The following is a 20,721-nucleotide window of genomic DNA, read 5'->3' as shown; positions in this document are numbered from 1 at the left end:
TGTTCAGTATAGGCTCTTGCTTCATCGAATGTCATTTCTAAATACTTATAGACAGTCGGTCTTGAGATCTTAAGCTCCTTAGCGATTTGTGCTACTTTAAACTTTCTCTTATGTAATTCCTGAATCTTTATATATAACACTAACTTCTCCTCCAAAATCCTAACCTCCAGTAAAATAACGTCACGATCTATTTTACTAAAGTAGTAGGTTGATTGAGCAAAAGTGTAAAATCTTATCGAGCAAAAAGTGTCAACTTTATTCTAGCGTTTACATTTGTGACGCGAAAGACCGTGGATATTATTATGGGGAATAAAAAGGGATCCAAAGTAGCATATATCATATCTTCTAAAGAATTTGAAATGAAAATAACCGAGACGGTTCTCCATGAATTAAATAGAGGCTTTACGAAAAGATCGGGGGCAGGAGGTTATACCAATAGTGAAAGAGTCATTATGATGACTGTCCTTAATCCAAAGAAAGTACAGGATTTTAAGAGACATGGTACAGGAAATTAATCCGCATGCTTTTATCATTTTGTGTGAGGCTGATGTGTATGGCGAAGGGTTTACTCCTTCATTTCAGCCTGCCCATAGCAAAAAATTAATTTCTCCCGGTGCCCCTAGAACGCTCACCTTTTGTAAAATAAGTTTGACACCTTTAAATTTATTTGTGAAATTTTTGTACGGCGGATAGTTGTATAGGGTGCTGACAAAGTCAGCACCCTTTATTTGCTTTTTTAGACAGGTACAACATTTTATGGTTTTATATTTAGCTACTTATAAATCTTCTCATTTCTTTTGTTCCTTATTCCATTCTTGTTTGTCGTACACCTTAAAGAATGGGAACCAAATGAGGAACATGGTTGCTAAAACAATAGCGAGTAACATTAATCCAGGTATCCCTGAAATAATGTACGTTGAGTTACCAAGTGGTGTATACCAGAGCTGGAATAGCATGCTCGGAATGGGAACAAATTCACTGTTAAGAGCAATGTATACAATGATTGGTGATACTAACGCATTTAGCCAGAAAGGAATCATTAAGATGGGATTAAAGGCAACTGCTTCATTATACCCTTATTCAATTATAGGGACGCTATCCTGGAACAAGGATAAGCGCTCATTTTTCATTTCAGGCCCATTTTCTTGAATATGAGAAGGGATTATCCGATATTAAATGGAAGTTTATTTAGAAGATATATTTTTGTTTCAAAGTGACGTTTTTAAATAAGAAGATTTGTCCTTGTACTTGATGCTAAAGAAGAAAACAAAAATGGCGATGGTTTGGAGGATTTAACATGAAAGTTATTGGCCTTATTGGTGGAATGAGCTGGGAATCATCTGCTGAGTATTATCGGATTATTAACGAAGAAGTGAAAAGAAGATTAGGTGGGTTACATTCTGGAAGATGCCTTTTATACAGCGTTGACTTTGAGGAAATTGAGCGTTTTCAGTCAGAGGGTGGCTGGAAAAGGGCTGGTGAAACATTGGGTGACGCTGCACATTCTCTGGAAAAAGGGGGCGCAGATTTTATCGTTATTTGCACCAATACCATGCACAAGGTTATTGATGATATACAGGAAAAAATCAACATACCTATTATACATATTGCAGATGCAACAGCTAATAAAATTAAAGAGCAAGGAATTAGTTCCGTTGGATTACTTGGCACAAGGTATACTATGGAGCAAGACTTTTACAAATCACGTTTAGAATCTAATGGTATAAAGGTTATCGTCCCAAATGATCATGAAAGGGAGATTGTAAACAAGATTATTTATGAAGAGTTATGTTTAGGGAAGGTTCAACAAACCTCAAGGGATTATTATAAAAAGGTTATCCAACGTTTGATCGAAACTGGAGCTGAAGGAATTATATTAGGCTGTACAGAAATTGGATTATTGATAAAACCGGAGGATTCCAATGTTCCTCTGTTTGACACAACTGTTATACATGCTCTTGAAGCAGTAAATATGTCGTTAAAGAAAATATAGAAAGGAGAGTTGCTTGAATGGATTTGCGTTACCCTATTGGAAAGTTTAATTATGACGGAGAGCCAACAGCAGAATTATTAGAGAGGTGGATTAAAGAGATTGAAGAACTTCCATTTGAATTAAAAGAAGCTGTGAAGGGTTTAAATGATGAGCAGTTAGATACAGCTTATCGCTCTGACGGATGGACCATTCGTCAAGTGGTCCACCACATTGCCGACAGCCATTTAAATAGTTATACTCGTTTTAAATTGGCTCTCACAGAAAACACTCCTTCCATTAAACTGTATGAAGAAGGAAAGTGGGCTGAGCTCCCTGATTCGAAGTTACCAGTAGACGTTTCATTAAAACTAATAGAGTCTTTACATAGCAGATGGGTTTTTCTGTTGCGTTCTTTGAAACAGGATGAACTGGCAAAGACGTTCCAGCACCCGGAATCAGGTGTTGTTAAGCTAAGCATTAATATTGGGATCTATGCTTGGCATGGGCTGCATCATGTTGCGCATATTACTTCTCTTCGTGATCGATTAGGTTGGTAATGAAATAATATACTATATATTTACTAGAAAAATTTTAATAAAAAACTTGGTTTTACTTACCCCGATCAAAAAATAATTGTTACCATGATAGCAGATGAACCTACTACCGGTGTGTCTTTTTGACAGAAGGCAGCCAAGTAAATAAAACTCAGCAAGGATGAAAAAGGCTGCAGTAAAAGGGAACAGCCTTTTTCAAAAATCAATCATTTTTCTTCAAAAAGCTTTTCTCCTTCATGGAGTCTCATCGCAATTCGAGCTGTGTGCGGCATTTCTCTTGCGGTAGGGGCATGACCTGCGAGATATCGTGTTATCGCGAGAATCATCGTTTCCTGTGCTCGGTCTGAAATGTGCGATTCTTCTCCTGCCCAATAATCATGCTCAACGACACCTGCTTCATACATTTGGAAAGAATGAAATTCAGCGTCCTCTCGAAGCAAGGCATGACCGAGTATGTTGAAAAGAGGGGCTTTTTCTCCGCCACCAGCTAAATACGTCATTACCCAACGAGCAGCTTCTGTCACTTGCTGCTGTTTATTCATGATTTCCAATAACTCCGAAGGATCCTGAGTTGTTTTTACAGCTTCAGCGGGTTGTGGCTTTCTAGCAGCAGGCATGTTCAGGAAACGATCCAGATAAACACTCATTGCACCATGGAATACAGCACGTGTCAATTCCACAGTTGTCGAACGTTCCAAGCTTTGGTGTACCGCATGTGCATGGGTGAATGTATGAAGGACAGTGATCCAATCATTGAAATCATTTTGTGTATGGAAGCGCGCAATTCTTTCAGCTGCAGCCAATGAAACCAATTGTGCTAACCGAACAGGTGTGACACCAGACTCAAGGGCTTGAATCATCATCTGAATTGTCTCAATCGGTTGGTCAGATAAGAGCTGTTCAACTAATGCATTTTCATCAAAATCAGCTGCTTCCATTGAATTTCCAACTTGGATAGTGGCTTCTAGTTTTTCAAAAGCTTCGTTTAATGGTTTGACAAGGTTGATTGGAGATTGCCAGCTATGGGATTCCTCGCTCCGAGACATGTTTGAAATACCAGGCAACAATGAAGTCAATACATAGGGACGATATTCTTCTCCGATGTGTTCCAAAATCTCAAACGCCTTGTTATGGAAGTCAAGTGTATGTCCAGTATTGATATAAAAGTGATCCGTTACTGCCGCCATCATCATGTCAGCTAGTTGTACGTCCGTACTGCCTGATTCAATCGCTGTCAACAAAATACGCTCAGCACCTTGTGCATCACGGACCTCCACACAATGCCTGTACCACTTTGCAAGCTGTTCAACAGATTGGTTTTCCATCTCATTCGTTATCGGCAATGACCCTAGTAAAAAGCGTGTTCCCATACCAGAGCTTTCACGAGCTACGTGGACCAGACCTTGATACAAGGCAAGAATCTGACCTGTTTTGTCCAGTTTAGGTAATATGTTCGTCATCGCTGTTAAAATCGTCAGACCAGAACGCCAGCCACTTTGCCGATGCTTTGTTCCGAACTCTACGCCAACTTTTGCGATTTCTCTAGAGGAGATCCCCGCTTCTGCTAGACCGACAACTGCTTTAGCGATGACTAGGCTTAAGCTTTGTTCTAGACCTTCTCGGAGCCGCTGCTGTAATTTTTCAACAGTTACTTTATGGTGTGGTGTCGGCTTCACCCAAACTTCTCCGTCCTTCACCTCTACAGGGTAGGTTGGCACGTCATCCGCCCAAGGATCGAGCGTACCACCGCTCTTTACATCAAAACGAGCATGATGCCAGTGACAAGTCAGGATTCCATCACATAGGCTGCCCATATGTAAAGGAAAACCCATGTGCGGACAACGGTTATCGACAGCGTGTAATTCACCTTCATGAAAAAATACAGCTATACCGTGTTTACCGCCCTTAACAACTTTTGCACCATCATTCTTCAACGTTTCAAGTTGACCAACATAAATTGCCTCTGCCAATGAATACACTCTCCTTTAAAGTTCATCCTTCCAACACAGCGTCTTGATCTCTATGATGATCATCTTCTACTACTTTATATTAATTATAGAAAAGCGTAATCCTTCATAAGTTGAAAATGTTCTCATCCAAAAGTCTGAGATTGTTGAAACATCTTATTTGGAGGGTTTAGACAACTTGTCAATGTACCAGATGATGATAATAAAAACCATATACCGAAAAAGGAGTAAACATGTGACCATGCGGGCTATGGTCCAGTAAACCGATGTTTTCAGACAGCATCTCACCAATCATCAAGACGACGCCCGATTCTACTTGAGGATTATTCCAGATTAATAGTTATTTACAATTCTTAATGCAATTCTACAAATCTGTTTATATTTGCTTTCTACAATTGAAATGTATGATGAATCTAGATAGCGGAGGTAGGATAATGAAAGCGAATATATTTAGAAAAGTTGTGGTAGGCTCAGCATTAACGGTGGCACTATCGGCTGCGGCAACAAGTACCGATATCCCCTATAATGTTTTTTCCCATGGTTTGTCTTCTGTTGTGTTTGCCAATGAGGGAACGGTACTGGACTTAAAATTTGAAAACAATTCCAACGATGGTTCGGCAAGTGCTTTAAAGCCAATGGTCCACGGCAATCCTGAATTTTCACAAGGACGAATTGGACAAGCCATCAGCTTTACCTCACCAGGACAATACATAGATTTAGGCAGCTCCGGTGAACTTCAGTTCGGTGATAGTACGGATTTTTCAGTCGCGTTCTGGTTTAAATCAGATGGGATCAATGGAGATCCCTCGATCATTTCGAATAAAAACTGGAATTCTGGCAGCAATACTGGTTGGATTTTAGCTGCGAACTCAAGAAATCTCATCTGGAACTTCAAAACGTCTGAAAGCAGCAGGCTGGATTATCATATGCCGGATGTCGTTGATTATAACTGGCATCATATTGTCGTTACACATGATCGGGACGGCAGTGCACGCTTTTATAAAGATGGAAACCTAATTCATACAGTCGATATTTCGGGAATGAAAGGTACGCTGGATTCCCCTTATACAACTAAAATTGGTCAGGATGGGACTGGCAGCTATGGGTCCGCACTGAAAGCAAAAGTGGATGAGCTGCAAATCTACCGAAAGGCCTTGACCGAATCAGAAGTACGCTCCATGTATGAGTCTGCTCCTCCACTTCCGCCTACACCAGTAGAATCAATCGCATTAGACCAAACGGAAATTGACCTTAAATCAGGTGCACCAATGCCGCTTACAGCAGCGGTCTCACCAAGTGATGCCACAAATAAGGAGATTGAATGGATCTCCAGCGATGAAACCGTTGCAACAATAGAAATGATAAACGGTCGTCCTACTGTAATTGCAGGGAAGCCAGGCAACGCAACGATTACAGCAAAAACCATTGACGGCGGGAAAACAGCTTCGGCCAACGTACATGTTGCAAACTCTATCGATGTAACGGGTGATGGTCTGCTCAGCCATGATGATTTAAATTTCATCTTAAAAAATCAGAACAGCCGTGAAGGTGATAATCGCTGGGAGAAAGCTCAAACAGCGGATATCACGGATGATAAAAAAGTGGATATTGCAGATGTGAAAATGATGAAAGATAAATTAGCTCCCTATAAAAATGATTTTCTTTATAAGAGAGTTGTTTTTATCGGAATTGATGGGATTGGAAATGCTGTAAAAGACCCCAAAGCAAACGCACAAAATATTCAAAAGCTAATCAGTGAAGGTGCTGGAACCTATGAGGCAAAAGCCATGCTCCCAACCATTAGCGGACAAAACTGGGGGTCTATTTTACATGGAGTCGTTCCGTCCAAACATCAACTGACGAACAGCATTGTAGCTAGTACCCATTATCCTGAAAATAATCCTTATCCTTCTTATATGAAGCTGCTTAAACAAGAACGTCCGATGCTTCAGCAAGCTTCTTTTATCACGTGGTCACCGATTAACAAAGGGATCATTGAAGATTCTGCCGGAGCTTATAAGGTAAATGGCGGCAACGATGCAAATACGGCCCAAAAAGCGGTCGATTATATCAAAACAAATGGACAGGACACCCGAAACATTTTTATTCACTTGGATGAAGTGGATGGTGCTGGACACACATATGGCTATTACACTCCAAAATTCTATGAGCAAGCACAAAAAGCAGATCAGTATGTCGGCCAAATTGTCCGGGCTTTAGAAGATGAAGGGTTGATGGAGGATACGCTAGTGATTCTCACTTCAGACCATGGCGGAAAAGGGACTGGGCACGGGGGAGACTCCACAGTAGAACAGACTGTTTTTTGGGCAGCAAAAGGGGCATCAATTGAACCTGGCACCGTATTGACTAGTGTGGAAGTGGTTGATACTGCAGCTGTTGTTGCACATGCGCTGCGATTAGACATCCCTGAAAACTGGGATGCCGAAATCCCGGCAGGATTATTTAAAGAAAAATAGTATCACGGGTTGCAGGATTCTGGTATAAACCATTTGAGGTCAGGCATTAAATATGACAGGAACCTATTGTGGTGTCGAGCAGAGGAAGCAGGAATCACTTCAAACTCTTACCAATGGTAAACAGTTACTTTGCAAATACTTTTTAAGCAAGATTGTATGTAGGGGAACAAGTTAGTAAATTATGTAAACCAAAAGATAATAGTTGTATTGTTGATGCTTGATTGGTAAAGAAATAGGGAGTAATTCTTTTAAAAACACACCGAACCTTTTGAGGGTCCGGTGTGTTTTAATGTTCAATGCCCAACTTGCCATGGTCTTTTTTGTATTCCGTTTCGTTTTACGTTACGATTTTGAAGCTTGTTTTTACAAACTATACGTGGTTCCATTCCGCGTTCAATCCTCTTTTTTAAGCTGCTGTCCATTCTTAAAGCAAGGGGCGGTTTGAAAACACGTGCAGCTTCGTGCTGGCAATTTGGGCAGAATGCGTAGCCTTTCTGCCCTAGAATACTTTTATGCCATTCCGTGAATTCACCACAACTGTTACATAGAAACGTATAGTACCCCATATTACTTCCCTACTTTTGGTAGAATGTCTTTGTCAAAAATATCCTTTGGAATACCGATCGTACAACAAGCATTTGGAATATCCACTATTCCGCCTATATGCCCTTCAACTGGAGCGGTACTTAAAAGCATATAGGCCTGTTCTCCTGTATATCCCAATGTTTTTAAAAATTCGATGGCATTTAAACATGCTCTTCGATAAGCGATGTGGGCATCTAAATAGTGCTGCTTTCCATCTAGTTCATTGACAGAGATACCTTCGAAAACAAGGTATTCGCCAAACTGGGGATCTACTGGACCTGGTTTAAACATTGGGTTTGAGTTTATCCCGTATTTTTCCATACCGCCTTTGATAACGTCTACATGTAAATCTATCCAACCTGGCATTTCGATTCCGCCGCAAAAAGAGATTTCACCATCTCCCTGGGAGAAGTGAAGGTCACCAACAGATAATTTAGCACCTTTAACAAACACTGGAAAATAAATGCGGGAACCTTTTGATAAGTTTTTAATATCACAATTACCACCGTTTTCTCTTGGTGGAACTGTACGGGCTCCTTCTTTTGCAATGCGATCAAAATCAGCATCTTTTACTTGTCCTAAAACAACACTTTCTTTTTCAGGCAATGCGGCTAACTCGGGGTTACGATTCGGATCCGTATCTACTAGCTCTTTTTCACGCCTGTTCCACTCATCCAGAAGTTCCTGTGAAGGTGCGACCCCGATAAGACCAGGGTGGATGATGCCAGGGAACTTAACACCTGGAACGTGACGGGATGTTGCATAGATGCCATGGAAGTCCCAGATTGACTTCGCAGCTTCAGGGTAATGATCGCTTAAGAAGCCACCGCCGTTTTCTTTTGCAAAAATCCCGTTGAATCCCCATTCTGCATCAGGAAATACGCCAATATCGAGAATATCTACGACTAAAAGATCACCTGGCTGTACACCATTCACATAGACCGGGCCGCTTAACACATGAACACGTTTTAAATTGACATTCTTAATATCTGACGGGTCGTCGTTGTTTTTAATTTGACCGTCCGTCCAATCTAGACATTCCATGCGAAACGAAGTTCCTGGATTAACAGAGAATGCTGCTGGAATATCTGGATGCCACCTGTTGTGTCCTGGTACTGCTTGTTCATCCATTCTTTTGGATAGATCAACGTGAAACATTGGTTTTGGCATATCTTCACTCTCCCTAATTAATATTGTATTAGTGATAAATTCACGTTAAGCAACCTTATACTGATAAGGCTGATGGAAACAGAGTAAATCAAGGTCAAAGCAGTTAAACCGTCTACTAAGATCTGACTGGGCGAATTCCATAACCCGGTAAAGGATAGAAAAGCTGCGTTAGTAGCCAACTGCTAAGCCTACCGTGTCATAGACTGTCCCCAATATCTCAATGGCTCATTTAAAAAACTCCTTTCATAGTTTAAGTTCAATCGAATATATTGCAAGAATCATGCCCAAAAAAATCGAAGATTTGATTGGAGTAAAAGAAAATTTACATTTCTATATTGTCTCAAAATGGGATAAGGTTATATCAGATAATTCAAAAAAAATAATAGAAAATGTATTATAATTAACCTGTAATGCCAGATTGTCCCAATTTAATACACTTTTCTTAAAATAGTACAGGAGGGTCAATGTATGAATGTGGGTTTGCTGTTCTCTCTAACAGGCACAACTGCTATCACTGAACGTGGACAATGCCTGATGGCTCAATATGCGATCTATGAATTTAATAAAATGAATAAACGAGTAGAAGTCATTGTTCGTGATATCGCCTCCGATCCAGTCAAAGCCGCTGCTGAAGCTGAAGCATTAGCCAGACAAGGTGTCAAAGTATTTGTGGGGTGTTATACGTCTGCATGCAGAAAAGCAATACTTTCAATTTTAGAAAAATATGAGTGTATGCTAGTTTATCCGACTTGTTATGAAGGAATGGAGTGTCACGCTAATGTTTTTTATACGGGAGAAGTTCCAAACCAGCAGGTTCATGTTTTATTAGATTTTTTAACAAAACAGTACGGTAAAAAAGTGTATTGCATAGGTACTGATTATATTTACCCTAGAGAAACGAATGTACAAGTGAAAAAGTATATAAAAGAAATAGAAGGAATGGTTGTTGGCGAACAGTATGTTCCTTTTGGGCATCAGCAATTTTACACTATTCTGAAAGATGTTGTTGCAAAGCAGCCCAATGCCATATTCTTAACATTAGTCGGTTCAAGTATTATCCCTTTTTATAAGACTTATTATGAGTTGGGGATTGATCCTGAAACCATTCCAATTTTCAGCCCGATTACGCAAGAAACTGAAATTGCTGCAATGAAACGCGAATATACGGCAGGTCATTATACTGCAGCAAGCTACTTTCAATCTCTTAATAATGATGAAAATCAACGATTCTTAAAAGATTTCAAACGCCATACCAAACATGATCAAGCCGTATCATCCGTGATGTTTAATACATATTTAGGAACAAAACTTATGCTTGAGGCCATGGAAAAGGCAAAAACGACAGAATTTCGATCGATCTTCTATAAGTTGAGCAGACAAGAGATTGAATATGCGTGCGGCTCTATTCAAGTACAAAATAATTATCGACATATAGCGAGACATTCCCGGGTTGGTAGAGTGATGAAAAATGGGCAGTTTTCAATTGTATGGGATTCATCAGGTAAAATTAGTGCGAAACCGTTTATGGAGAAAGAGAACACAAACTCTATAAATTCACATGTGCTTGATATTTGGTCAAAAATTAGTGACGAAGCAATAGTTGTACTTTCTAAGAAAAATGAAATCATCTACTTATCAAAAAGAGCAACACAAATACTTAAGCAGAGTTCTTCTGATCTAAATTCAATCTTGAATGTTTCCAGATTGAAACAGTCTTTCCATTTAACCTCTTATGATGCACTCGACCAAAAATTAATGGTGCTTACACCAAAACCATCCACTTCAATTAGTCAGTCCCCAATGAAGTTTCATATGATTAAGACGATAAACGAAAATTATAAAAAACAATTAAAAATTGGAATGGTTGCGGCTAAATCCATGGCAAACGTATTATTAATGGGGGAAACGGGTACAGGCAAAGAGTTAATGGCCAGAGCCATTCATTTGGAAAGTGATCGTCGAAATAAACCATTCATCGCCGTCAATACAGCTGCCATTCCAAAGGACTTAATAGCAAGTGAATTATTTGGGTTTATCGGCGGTTCTTTTACAGGGGCTAAGAAAGAAGGAAAAAAAGGCAAGTTTGAAGCAGCAGATGGCGGCACCCTTTTTCTGGATGAAATTGGAGAAATGCCATACGAATTACAAGTCGCACTGTTACGAGCTATCGAAACCAGAAAAATTATGAGGATTGGCGAAAATCGGGAGATAGAAGTTGATGTAAGAATTATTGCGGCTACGAATCGTAACCTTAAAGACGAAATTGCCTATAATGGTACTTTCCGTTCCGATTTATATTACCGTTTAAATGTGCTCTCCATTACTGTCCCTTCACTTCGTGAAAGAGCAGAGGATATTTCGCAGTTAGCGAAAGAAATCATTGAAGAGCTTTGTAATAAGTATGGCAAAGAGACTAAATATATTAGTGATAGAGCATTAGAAAGAATGATCAACTATCCATGGCCAGGTAATGTGAGAGAACTTAAAAACGCATTAGAACACGCGATTTTAATTGGTGGAAGCAGTGAAGTAATCGATACACAACATCTTCCCGAAGATGTTCTTATCTTACAAGGGAAAAATCCGCTTACCAAGAATACGATCAAAAATACCGAAAGAGAATTAATTGAACAAACTATAAAAGCTACTGAATCTATAACAGAGGCTGCTAAAATTCTTGGTATTTCGAGAAGTACATTATATCGTAAATTAAAAGAGTATAGACGATCCTAAAAATCTATTTTCATAATAGTCAGTTTAAAACAACATGAATCTTATTATTCCAGTAAATCAAAAGAATACTTGAACAGAATGATGTATTGAAGGCTTAAGCGTCTTGACAAAAAATGAATTTAAAGATTAGGAGGTACAGCTGCTTTACACGAACTCAAAAGAACAAATTTGATGTTTTATATAGTAAAGAGGAGTATCTTATTCAACGTTTTTTCATATGTTGCTTTAGAGTACAAGCATATTTTAGTAAGTTACATGCTTTAGTTAGCGGGTTTGAGGGATTGTTGCTTAGCATCGAAATTTGTCTAACAAGTAAGACCAATGCCCTGCAAATAGCAATAGTCAAAAAGCCTGCTAGTAAACCTGCAAATAGTGGGGGAATAGGTGTGCCGACATTTAATCCTGCGGTTGTATGGGATGGCTTGTATGGATTTTTTCCACGGACAGAACGAGATTCAGGAAATCTGACTGTCCGGGATCGTAAGGGGCTGCAGGAGTAACTCAATCGAAAATGCGCGCTTGTTTTACCCGGACAGGGGGCCGAAAGTCAAATGGATGAGATAAAGGGCTTCATAATGTTATGAAAGGTTTAGGCTAAAGTCTTCTATTGATGTTCGGTGATCTCTTTGGCCAAGCAGATTCTCCTCCTCAAATTATGATCTGTAGTCTACTTGACCTTAAAAATTTTGTCCAACTAAGTGTAAAACCATGAAATCATTCCTAGCATGCACCCTATAGCGCTCCCAATACTAAGACATTTTAAGAAATTTTTTGGATAATGCAGTTCCATTTCTATCACTCCTTACGGAAAAAATAACATATGAGAATTCTTATTATCAATATAATTCCTTAGTCAAGTTTCAGGATTTTTTTGCATTTTTTGCAATGGTGGTAAATTAAATTAAGTAATTCGTATCCTTTATTACATGAAAAAGCCGCATAACACGATTTTTAGTTTCATGCGTCTTTTTAATGAATATGAATTTTTAATATATAGAGCTTCTGTATGTTGTAATGACCTTTCCAATGAAACTAATTACCCTGGGGGAACTCATATACAGTATCACCGATAATCGAAATAATGTTTTATCGCGCCTAAGAGAAAACATTATGAAAATTGGAAGTAAAAAGGGGAAGGAACGTCCTTCGCCTTTTTGTATTCAATAAGAAAAATGTGTTAAGCATATAATTTGGCGAAGAGGAAAAGATAAACAAAAAACAAGAAAGGGTTAACATGAGAAAGATTAAACCCATTAAATTAAGTTCTAACAAAACAAACACTACCGAAAAATTAACATCGGCTGAAATGTGGAAACTTTGGGCTGCTTATATGGGTAACAGCATGGCAGCATGTATTTTAAAGTATGATCTGCAGCACGTTGAGGATAAGGATATTAAAACATTAATTTAACCATTAAAGGTATTTTCAAAAAAGACTATGTCCCCGTCCCTAAAGGTTTTACGGAGGAGGACGTAGATTTAGGGCTCCCAGGCTGTTTCAAGCTCGTTTGAAAAACCGCCAAGTACATCAGATAGAGAAAATTACAGTTTAAATATTGCATAAAAAAATAATCAAAATAGCCAAAAGGAAATGTTCCTCGGCTTTTATCAATAGGCGGCTATTTGTAGAGAATAAAGCAGACAGTAAAAAATAAATTCACTGGAGGTGAACAATTTGACTGAAAATCATATTCAGCTGACTTCGGCTGAAATAGCTTCGATTTGGACTGGCTATATGAATGATAGTATGTCCAAATGCGTTTTAAGCTATTTTCTTAAAACGGTAGAAGATGAAGAAATAAAAGCTATTGTTCAATATGCTTATGACCTATCATCTATTCATATAGAAAAATTAACAGCCATTTTCCAAAAAGAACAAATTCCGACACCGACAGGGTTTACTCATGATGATGTCAATTTAAATGCTTCCCGTCTCTATACAGACCCTTTTATTCTAACCTATATAAACCATATGGCTAAGCTTGGGTTGCTTGGATACAGCGGATTTGTTTCTATGAGTGCCAGAGATGACATAAGAGCCTATTACCGAGAAGGTTTATCAGAAACATCGGAATTGTTTGAGCGCAGTTCAAAGGTCCTTCTTTCAAAAGGATTATTTATTAGGGCGCCATATATTGCCTATCCAACTAAAACGGATTTTGTAGACAGTAAAAAGTATTTAAGCGGCTTTTCTCTTTTTAGTAAACAAAGACCGCTGAATGCAGTTGAAATATCCCATTTGTACATGAATATTCAAACCAATATTATAGGAAGTAAACTTGCACAAAGTTTTGGTCAAATATCCTCAAAAGAGAAGATTCAAAAATGGATGTTACGAGGAAGGGATATTTCCAAAAAGCATGTTAAAGTGTTTACAAATACACTTATTGATAACAATATACAGCCGCCTGTCTCTTCCGATACGGCAATTACTAATTCCACAGCACCCCCATTTTCCGACAAGCTGACACTTTATCACATGGGTTTCATGAGTGCGGCAGGAACAGGGAATTATGCAACCGCAGCAGCTGCAAGCCAAAGAAGTGACCTTATTTTAAATTATGAACGTTTATCCTTTGAGGTTGCACAATATGCCAAAGATGGACTCGATATTATGATTAGTAATGATTGGTTCGAACAGCCGCCTGGCACGCTTGATCAAGATAAACTTACAAAGAAGAAGGAATTAAATAACTAATTAAATTTTATATATATGAATTCTGCATGTAGATTAACCTCAAACACTTTAAATTTTATTACCTAAAATGATTGGGCTACCATATTAAAAAAATATTATCTGCCAATTTAGGTTATATTAAAACCTAAAAGGAGTTCAGATGAAAAATGGAGCATAACCCAAAACTTGTTTCTTCAGAAGTTGCTGCATTGTGGAGTGCTTACATGCAGAACTCAATGGCTTATTGTACCGTACAGCATTTTGCCAGCGTGAACGAAGATACAGATATTACTGACATTCTGCAAACCGCCTTAACGGATTGCCGCTTCGTTGTAAATGGAGTGAAACAAATATTTGAAAAAGAAAAACATGCCATACCTATTGGATTTACACAAGAAGATGTAAACTTAAAAGCTGGCCGGTTATATTCAGACTTGTTTGCCCTGCGATACATAAAATACATGGCTGCAGCTGGAACAGCCGCTGCCGCTGCATTGCTTGAAGTATTAGCACGAAATGATATAAGAGAATTTTTTTCAAAAACCTCCGATATGTTTATGAAACTTTACAATCATGCTTGTGACCTGCTTCTTAAGAAGGGGGCTTTTATCCGGTCGCCAACCATAGCCCCAATGGAAAAAGCCGAATACCTTCAGAGTGAATCATTTCTATCAGGTTTAATGGGCAAACATCGTCCTTTAACTGCCATTGAACTAGCGCATATTTCCAAAAATACGGAGACAAACTCTATTGGCAGGACATTTGTAGCTGGATTTTCACAAACTGCTAAAGCACCTGAAGTTCGAAAATATATGGAAACAGGTGCGGAAATAGCCGCAAAGCATGAAACAGTGTTCAGGCAAATATTATTGGAAGATGAAGTGTCGTTCCCAAGTACATGGGATTCAACCATTACTCAATCCATAGATGCACCTTTTTCAGATAAGTTAATGATGTTTCAAACCAATAGTTTAACTGCCATTAGCGTTGCAGGCTATGGAGCAGCCATTGGAGCAAGCCTTAGAAAAGATTTAGCTGGACATTACACGAGGCTTGTCGCTGAAATACTTCAATATACAAATGATGGTGTGAATATAATGATTAAAAACAGGTGGATGGAACAGCCACCGCAAAACGTAGACAGAGAAGCATTGAGGAACAGAAGTGTTTAAATTAGTGTGATAAAAACCAGAATATCGATGTGGCTGAGATACAGTTGGTTTTGCCTTTGAACTATGGAAAAATAAAATAAAGCAGGAGCGCTTGCGGTTTTCATCCAAGCCTTGGCCATTGCTGTCACACCCTTTTTTAGTATTAAGATAAGTAGCTGCTTTTTCATTTTAAACTAGGGGGAGTATAACGTAAGAGTGACATACCGCAATGGATGAAGTAAATTCATTAGATCGTCTTTTATAGGCGATTTTTTGTAACGCTGTTTTCGTAAAGTTTGTTGCTTTTCAGGGCTAACTAAAGTTAACCAACTAAGTTGATTGGAGCGGAGGGGACTTGACTCCTGTGGGAAGAGAGGGAGTGGGAGACCCCACAGGCGAAGCCGAGGAGGCTCTCATTCCTCCCCGCGGAAAGCAAGTACCCGCAGTGGAAATCAACGGGCAAAATTTGAAAGTAAAAATAACAATTTATTTAAATTATATTGAACTTAGTCCTTTAATCATTTAGAATAATGGTGAAAAAAATAATAGTATAACCTCATTAATATGGTATGAGGGTTTCTACCAGGAACCGTAAAATCCTGATTACAAAAAATGTATGCTTTACATTTATTTGTAATCAGGATTTTTTATACCCAAAAAATGATTGCGATTTCTCGAATAGGAGGAAGAAAATGAGAAAAGGGAAATGTATTACAACTTACACAGGAATTGAATTTTATCCGTTAGATCCACGAATGCAAGACATTTCAACTAAGGATATCGCACATGCATTGTCACTGTTGTGCAGAGCTAATGGACATTATCGTCATTTTTATAGTGTTGCGCAGCATTCTTTAAATTGTGCTAAAGAAGCTAAACATAGAGGCTATTCTAAACAGGTGCAGTTAGCATGTTTATTGCATGATGCTTCTGAAGCATACATTTCCGATGTTACAAGACCAGTCAAACAAGGTTTGCACCAATACTTAGAAATCGAACAGCACCTCCAGCAGTTTATTTACACTTTCTATGGCCTATCTGACTTAACACAGTATGAATACAATCTTATCAAGGAAATTGATGATGACATGCTGGATTATGAAATGGAAATATTAATGCACTGTAATATTACATACAATGGAAAACTAGCAGAAAAGTATAACATGCAGTTTGTCATGATGGATAAAATAGAAGAAGAATTCATCAGGCTTACCGAACTATTGCAGGAGGAAATAAAATTTAGTAAAGAAGCGATAACTACGCTATGACTTCGTAATATAAAAAAAACAATCCTGGCTGCTTGAAAGTTATTGGATCCAATATTAAGAGGTGAAACGAATGGTCATAAAAAGTGAAGAAGACATCGTTAAAGCAATTAAGGAAGATGAGTGGATGATGAATCTTTTAAAAGCGGTAAAGAAATTAGACCTGCCTGATTGGTGGATTTGTGCCGGGTTTGTCAGGTCTAAAATATGGGATATTCTACATAATTTCACCGTAAGAACACCTCTGCCAGATATTGATGTTATTTATTTTGATCCTGAGCAAATAAATGAATTAGAGGAAAAAAAGCTGGAAGAAAAATTACTTTTACTAGTGCCGGATATACCTTGGTCAGTAAAGAATCAAGCCAGAATGCACATTAGAAATAAGATGGCTCCATACTCATCTTCTGTGGATGCGATTTCCAAATTTACCGAGACAGTTACAGCATTGGGGGTAAAATTAGATGAAAAGGATAATGTTATATTGACTGCTCCCTGGGGCATTACTGATGTTGTTAATTTAGAAGTGAAACCTACACCATATTATTCAGAGGCAAATGCCCGAATAAATTTTTATGAACATAGGATAAAGAAAAAGAACTGGAAGTTAACTTGGGATAAAGTCAAAATCTATTTGCCAGGTGGCTCAAATTAATAAGAATTCAGTGGAATAGGAGTAGGAAAACGTAATTGACAAAATATAGGGTAGAAGCTATTTCGGTTCATTATGTGTTTGTTATAGATATATTCTGCAGCCACTATTTTTCTATGATAACCCAATAGCTTATTTTATAAGGGTCAACAGTTGTCCTAAAGCTACAGATTCGTTGACACAAGAATTATACAGAAATGATTTCCAGTTTGGATGTTATAATGAAGTAAATTGCTGTTAATTTATTTTGACTGTTTTCAAGAACATTCCAAGAACTTCTCATTATTTATATAAAGAAAAAAAGCTTAACAGGGGGGATAGATACGAAAAGATTAATCATACTTGCTGTATCTTTAGTTGCTATTATTGCCCTTTTGGATTTAGTTCAAAACGCTGAGGTAAATAATGATCAAAAGTCTAAGGTAAATGATAATAATATGAGTATTGATGGTTTCTTCTTAAAGAAAGATGGAACTCTTTATTTAATTGAAGATGATGATTTTGACGTTGAGACAGCCATAGAATTATCCTCTGAGGAATTAATAGGAAATTACGGAAGAGTATATATACTAAATCATGTTCCTCATACTTCCAAATATAAAGATGGTCAGAAAATAAGAGTTTGGTTTGATAAAATATTGGAGTCACATCCAGCTAAAATAAAGGTTTTAAAAGCAGAAAAGATGTAATGTGTTATCAAATAGAGTGAGTATATAAAGAATAAGGCATTTGTTGATTCCTTGCCAACAAGATCAGCTATGCTTTACTAATAATTCTACATCAAATAGAATTCCAACAAAGCGTAAGAGTTACTAAAAAAGAGCTTAGAATCCTTCTGATTTTTACTCAGAGGATTTTTTTTATTACCTTTCTTTATCGTTTTAAGTATCCTTTGTTAAGGTTATTCGCAGAAATATATCCTAAGCAATCCACGAACAAGTATAAATTATGTTTTACCTATTGAGTAGAAGGTGATAAGTGTCATCAATCATCAGGAATCAAGTTTTTTAATGCTAGTTTTCACTGATGCTGCTTATATCCGATTTAGCAAAATATCCTAACAGGTGAAAGAGAGGTTAGAATTTCAATTAACTTCTTGGCTCTCTCATTCCATCCAATGATACGATGCTATTAGGTTTTTTCTCTGAATTTGATCTCCCCTAAGTTTGTTTATTATAAGGATTGAAGCATATCGGTTTAATAAACTTTATTTGTTAATTTTTATAAAATTGTATTGACACGGGAAATTTATAGGAGTAATTTATATTTATTATTTTATACATAAACCTTAAGCTGAATCTTTTGAGCGGGGGAACCAATTTTGATAAACCATGTTTATCTTGGGGTGAATCTTGGCAAATTAAGCTGAGAAGGGATGCTCTCAATCCCTAATCCGACAGCTAACTCCGTAAGCGCTATTGAGAGAAGGGTTAATGAAGCCATTGACCATTCTTTTATTAAGAATGGTCTTTTTGTGTTCATTTTTAGAAAGGAAGGTAAATTTGCAATGAAGAAGCAATATGCTGTTTTTGGTTTAGGGAGATTTGGCGGCAGCCTGGTTAAAGAATTTTATGAATTGGGTGCCGAGGTATTGGCATTAGATATTGATCAGGAAAAAGTGAATCAATATTCCGAGTTCGTTACTTTTGCTGCTCAGATCAATGGGTTTGACGAAGAAGCTCTTAAGCAAGTTGGGGTTAGAAATATTGATCATGCTTTTATATCCTTTGGTGAAAATATCGAGTCGAGCATCCTGACTTCATTGGTTTTGAAAGAGATGGGGATATCTAAGGTTTGGGCTTAAGCACATAACGATTATCATGCCAGAGTGCTTGAAAAAATAGGTGTTGACCGTGTCATTCATCCGGAAAGGGATATGGCGAAGCGGATAGCGAACCATATCGTATCAGATAAAATCATTGATTACATTGAGCTGTCAGAGGATTACAGCATGGTTGAAATCGTTGCTTCAAACAAAGTGCATAACAAATCTTTAATCGAGCTGGATATTAGGGCAAAGTACGGCTGCAATATTGTCGGCATTCAAAGAGGAAAAGACATTATCGTATCCCCATCGGCCGAGGAGGTCATTTTAAAGGGGGATGTACTGATCGTTATGGGACATAACAAAGATATTAAGCGATTTGAGAAAGAAGGAGTGTAGTGTGAAGAAGGGAATTATCAAACTTAACCCGTCCCAGCTGCTTATTGTTGTTTTTGCTACATTTATAGTGTTAGGCACCCTTTTGCTAAAGCTTCCTTTTGCAACGGAAGAATCAATTAGCTGGATAGATGCACTGTTTACCGCTACATCAGCCATGACAGTAACCGGACTTGTCGTTGTGGATACAGGAACAGCCTACACTCTATTCGGCCAGATTGTTATTGTTTCCTTAATACAGTTAGGCGGATTGGGAATCATGTCTTTTGCTATTCTCATCTATATGGTGCTTGGGAAAAAAATCGGCATTAAAGAGCGCCTAATCGTCCAGCAGGCATTAAATCAAACTTCCATTGGGGGAGTTATTCATTTAGTAAGGAATTTATTTGTTTTTTCCATTATTATAGAACTTACAGCCATGTTATTTTTATCCATTAGATGGGTGCCCGAGTTCGGTTGGGCTAAAGGTTTATATTACAGTTTTTTTCACGCTATTTCTGCCTTTAATAATGCCGGGTTCGCCTTGTGGTCCGACAGCCTGATGGGATATGTAGGGGATCCGGTGATCAATATTGTTATTACTTTTTTATTTATTATAGGCGGTATCGGTTTTACAGTTTTGGCCGATATGTGGAACAAGAAAGAATTTCGAAAAATGAGTCTTCATTCCAAAATGATGGTAATCGGAACATTTGTTATAAATGTATTTGCGATGCTTATAATCTTTGTGCTGGAGTATCATAATCCCAATACACTTGGCGGGTTAAATTCCTGGGGAGAAAAGCTATGGGCGACTTATTTCCAGGCGGTAACGCCAAGAACAGCAGGTTTTAATTCACTTGATATTGCGTCATTGCATGAGGGAACGATCTTTTTATTCCTGCTATTAATGTTTATAGGTGCTGGGAGTGCATCAACAGGCGGGGGAATTAAATTGACAACGTTCCTGGTCATTTTGTTCTCTGTCATTACGTTCCTTAAGGGAAAAGAAAATACGGTATTAGGGAAACGGACGATCAGCCTGACCATTGTTTTGCGAGCTTTAGCCATTTCAACCATTGGACTTTTTTTAATTTGCGTTGCCATCTTCATTTTAAACATTACAGAAGAGGCACCTTTTCTCCAGGTAGCATTCGAAGTGATTTCTGCATTTGGAACAGTTGGTTTGTCAATGGGGTTAACTGGTTCGCTAACCTTTATCGGTAAAGCTGTGATCATCTTTATCATGTTTGCAGGAAAACTTGGTCCTTTGACCATGGCATTCTCGCTGGCGAATCCAGATAAAGCAAAAGTGAAATATCCTAATGAAGATGTTCTAACTGGATGATAAACAGAAAGTAAAGTAAAAAGCTGCCTG

General features: G+C 38.0%; 16 protein-coding genes, 1 pseudogene and 2 riboswitches. Of the genes and pseudogenes, 14 read left to right on the top strand and 3 right to left on the bottom strand.

The genetic code is table 11. The features are described from left to right. Nucleotides 1-140, bottom strand: a 140-nt coding sequence (locus L634_RS32465) for a helix-turn-helix domain-containing protein (RefSeq protein ID WP_157452345.1), incomplete at its 3' end; no start/stop codon positions are given. Nucleotides 141-302: 162 nt separating this feature from the next. Between L634_RS32465 and L634_RS30575 the strand changes: the two genes are divergently transcribed. From L634_RS30575 to L634_RS0103960, 4 genes are all read left to right on the top strand, one after another. Further along, nucleotides 303-515 carry a DUF2179 domain-containing protein gene (locus L634_RS30575; RefSeq protein WP_157452344.1) on the top strand — a complete coding sequence of 71 codons (213 nt, stop codon included), beginning with the start codon at nt 303-305 and terminating at the stop codon, nt 513-515. A 334-nt stretch (nt 516-849) separates the two neighbouring features. Then, nucleotides 850-1,149, top strand: a complete 300-nt coding sequence (locus L634_RS33270; RefSeq protein WP_157452343.1) for a hypothetical protein — start codon at nt 850-852, stop codon at nt 1,147-1,149. Between the two features lie 148 nt (nt 1,150-1,297). After that, nucleotides 1,298-1,993: an aspartate/glutamate racemase family protein gene (locus L634_RS0103965; protein ID WP_026581318.1), complete on the top strand. Its 696-nt coding sequence runs from the start codon at nt 1,298-1,300 to the stop codon at nt 1,991-1,993. Between the two features lie 17 nt (nt 1,994-2,010). Beyond that, nucleotides 2,011-2,529, top strand: a complete 519-nt coding sequence (locus L634_RS0103960) for a YfiT family bacillithiol transferase (RefSeq protein ID WP_026581317.1) — start codon at nt 2,011-2,013, stop codon at nt 2,527-2,529. A 203-nt stretch (nt 2,530-2,732) separates the two neighbouring features. On the opposite strand, the gene L634_RS0103950 is transcribed toward L634_RS0103960, so the two are convergent. Continuing rightward, nucleotides 2,733-4,496, bottom strand: a complete 1,764-nt coding sequence (locus L634_RS0103950; protein ID WP_026581316.1) for a Rieske (2Fe-2S) protein — start codon at nt 4,494-4,496, stop codon at nt 2,733-2,735. Between the two features lie 431 nt (nt 4,497-4,927). On the opposite strand from L634_RS0103950, the gene L634_RS0103945 reads away from it, so the two are divergent. Further along, nucleotides 4,928-6,970 carry an alkaline phosphatase family protein gene (locus L634_RS0103945; protein ID WP_026581315.1) on the top strand — a complete coding sequence of 681 codons (2,043 nt, stop codon included), beginning with the start codon at nt 4,928-4,930 and terminating at the stop codon, nt 6,968-6,970. 567 nt (nt 6,971-7,537) lie between these two features. Here L634_RS0103945 and fmdA read toward each other — a convergent pair. Beyond that, nucleotides 7,538-8,725, bottom strand: coding sequence for a formamidase (gene fmdA, locus L634_RS0103935; protein WP_026581313.1), 1,188 nt, complete (start codon nt 8,723-8,725; stop codon nt 7,538-7,540). 468 nt (nt 8,726-9,193) lie between these two features. Between fmdA and L634_RS0103930 the strand changes: the two genes are divergently transcribed. The 9 genes and pseudogenes from L634_RS0103930 to L634_RS0103875 all read left to right on the top strand — a co-directional run bounded on the left by L634_RS0103930 (nt 9,194) and on the right by L634_RS0103875 (nt 20,691). Beyond that, nucleotides 9,194-11,458: a transporter substrate-binding protein gene (locus tag L634_RS0103930; RefSeq protein WP_026581312.1), complete on the top strand. Its 2,265-nt coding sequence runs from the start codon at nt 9,194-9,196 to the stop codon at nt 11,456-11,458. A 1,234-nt stretch (nt 11,459-12,692) separates the two neighbouring features. Beyond that, nucleotides 12,693-12,869: a DUF3231 family protein gene (locus L634_RS34155; RefSeq protein WP_232233697.1), complete on the top strand. Its 177-nt coding sequence runs from the start codon at nt 12,693-12,695 to the stop codon at nt 12,867-12,869. Nucleotides 12,870-13,133: 264 nt separating this feature from the next. Then, a complete protein-coding gene (locus tag L634_RS0103915; protein WP_026581311.1) occupies nt 13,134-14,156 on the top strand; it encodes a DUF3231 family protein in 1,023 nt (340 codons plus the stop codon). A 146-nt stretch (nt 14,157-14,302) separates the two neighbouring features. Beyond that, a complete protein-coding gene (locus L634_RS0103910; protein ID WP_026581310.1) occupies nt 14,303-15,307 on the top strand; it encodes a DUF3231 family protein in 1,005 nt (334 codons plus the stop codon). A 505-nt stretch (nt 15,308-15,812) separates the two neighbouring features. Beyond that, nucleotides 15,813-15,912: riboswitch (purine riboswitch) on the top strand. A gap of 66 nt (nt 15,913-15,978) precedes the next feature. Next, complete coding sequence (locus L634_RS0103895; RefSeq protein ID WP_026581309.1) at nt 15,979-16,554, top strand: HD domain-containing protein; 576 nt, start codon at nt 15,979-15,981, stop codon at nt 16,552-16,554. Between the two features lie 70 nt (nt 16,555-16,624). Next, complete coding sequence (locus L634_RS0103890) at nt 16,625-17,206, top strand: nucleotidyltransferase family protein (RefSeq protein ID WP_026581308.1); 582 nt, start codon at nt 16,625-16,627, stop codon at nt 17,204-17,206. 434 nt (nt 17,207-17,640) lie between these two features. Then, entirely contained in the window at nt 17,641-17,892 is a 252-nt protein-coding gene (locus L634_RS30565) for a DUF3221 domain-containing protein (RefSeq protein WP_051428212.1), read from the top strand. Between the two features lie 592 nt (nt 17,893-18,484). Next, a riboswitch (cyclic di-AMP (ydaO/yuaA leader) is annotated at nt 18,485-18,633 on the top strand. Nucleotides 18,634-18,710: 77 nt separating this feature from the next. After that, nucleotides 18,711-19,367, top strand: a pseudogene (locus L634_RS30560) (potassium channel family protein). A gap of 1 nt (nt 19,368) precedes the next feature. Continuing rightward, nucleotides 19,369-20,691, top strand: a complete 1,323-nt coding sequence (locus tag L634_RS0103875) for a TrkH family potassium uptake protein (protein ID WP_026581307.1) — start codon at nt 19,369-19,371, stop codon at nt 20,689-20,691. The last annotated feature ends 30 nt before the right edge of the window (nt 20,692-20,721 follow it).

Origin of the sequence: Bacillus sp. J33 (assembly GCF_000518885.1) — a bacterium.
In the GTDB taxonomy this organism is placed as follows: domain Bacteria; phylum Bacillota; class Bacilli; order Bacillales; family Cytobacillaceae; genus Cytobacillus.
The sequence above is the reverse complement of the archived record's forward strand: the minus strand, read 5'-3'. Positions and strand labels throughout refer to the sequence as shown.

Coding starts and splice junctions, on each gene's coding strand:
- L634_RS30575 (WP_157452344.1), top strand. CDS start 303: ATGGGGAATAAAAAGGGATCCAAAGTAGCATATATCATATCTTCTAAA.
- fmdA (WP_026581313.1), bottom strand. CDS start 8,725: ATGCCAAAACCAATGTTTCACGTTGATCTATCCAAAAGAATGGATGAA.
- L634_RS30565 (WP_051428212.1), top strand. CDS start 17,641: ATGAGTATTGATGGTTTCTTCTTAAAGAAAGATGGAACTCTTTATTTA.
- L634_RS0103930 (WP_026581312.1), top strand. CDS start 9,194: ATGAATGTGGGTTTGCTGTTCTCTCTAACAGGCACAACTGCTATCACT.
- L634_RS33270 (WP_157452343.1), top strand. CDS start 850: ATGAGGAACATGGTTGCTAAAACAATAGCGAGTAACATTAATCCAGGT.
- L634_RS0103910 (WP_026581310.1), top strand. CDS start 14,303: ATGGAGCATAACCCAAAACTTGTTTCTTCAGAAGTTGCTGCATTGTGG.
- L634_RS0103965 (WP_026581318.1), top strand. CDS start 1,298: ATGAAAGTTATTGGCCTTATTGGTGGAATGAGCTGGGAATCATCTGCT.
- L634_RS0103945 (WP_026581315.1), top strand. CDS start 4,928: ATGAAAGCGAATATATTTAGAAAAGTTGTGGTAGGCTCAGCATTAACG.
- L634_RS0103960 (WP_026581317.1), top strand. CDS start 2,011: ATGGATTTGCGTTACCCTATTGGAAAGTTTAATTATGACGGAGAGCCA.
- L634_RS0103890 (WP_026581308.1), top strand. CDS start 16,625: ATGGTCATAAAAAGTGAAGAAGACATCGTTAAAGCAATTAAGGAAGAT.
- L634_RS0103895 (WP_026581309.1), top strand. CDS start 15,979: ATGAGAAAAGGGAAATGTATTACAACTTACACAGGAATTGAATTTTAT.
- L634_RS34155 (WP_232233697.1), top strand. CDS start 12,693: ATGAGAAAGATTAAACCCATTAAATTAAGTTCTAACAAAACAAACACT.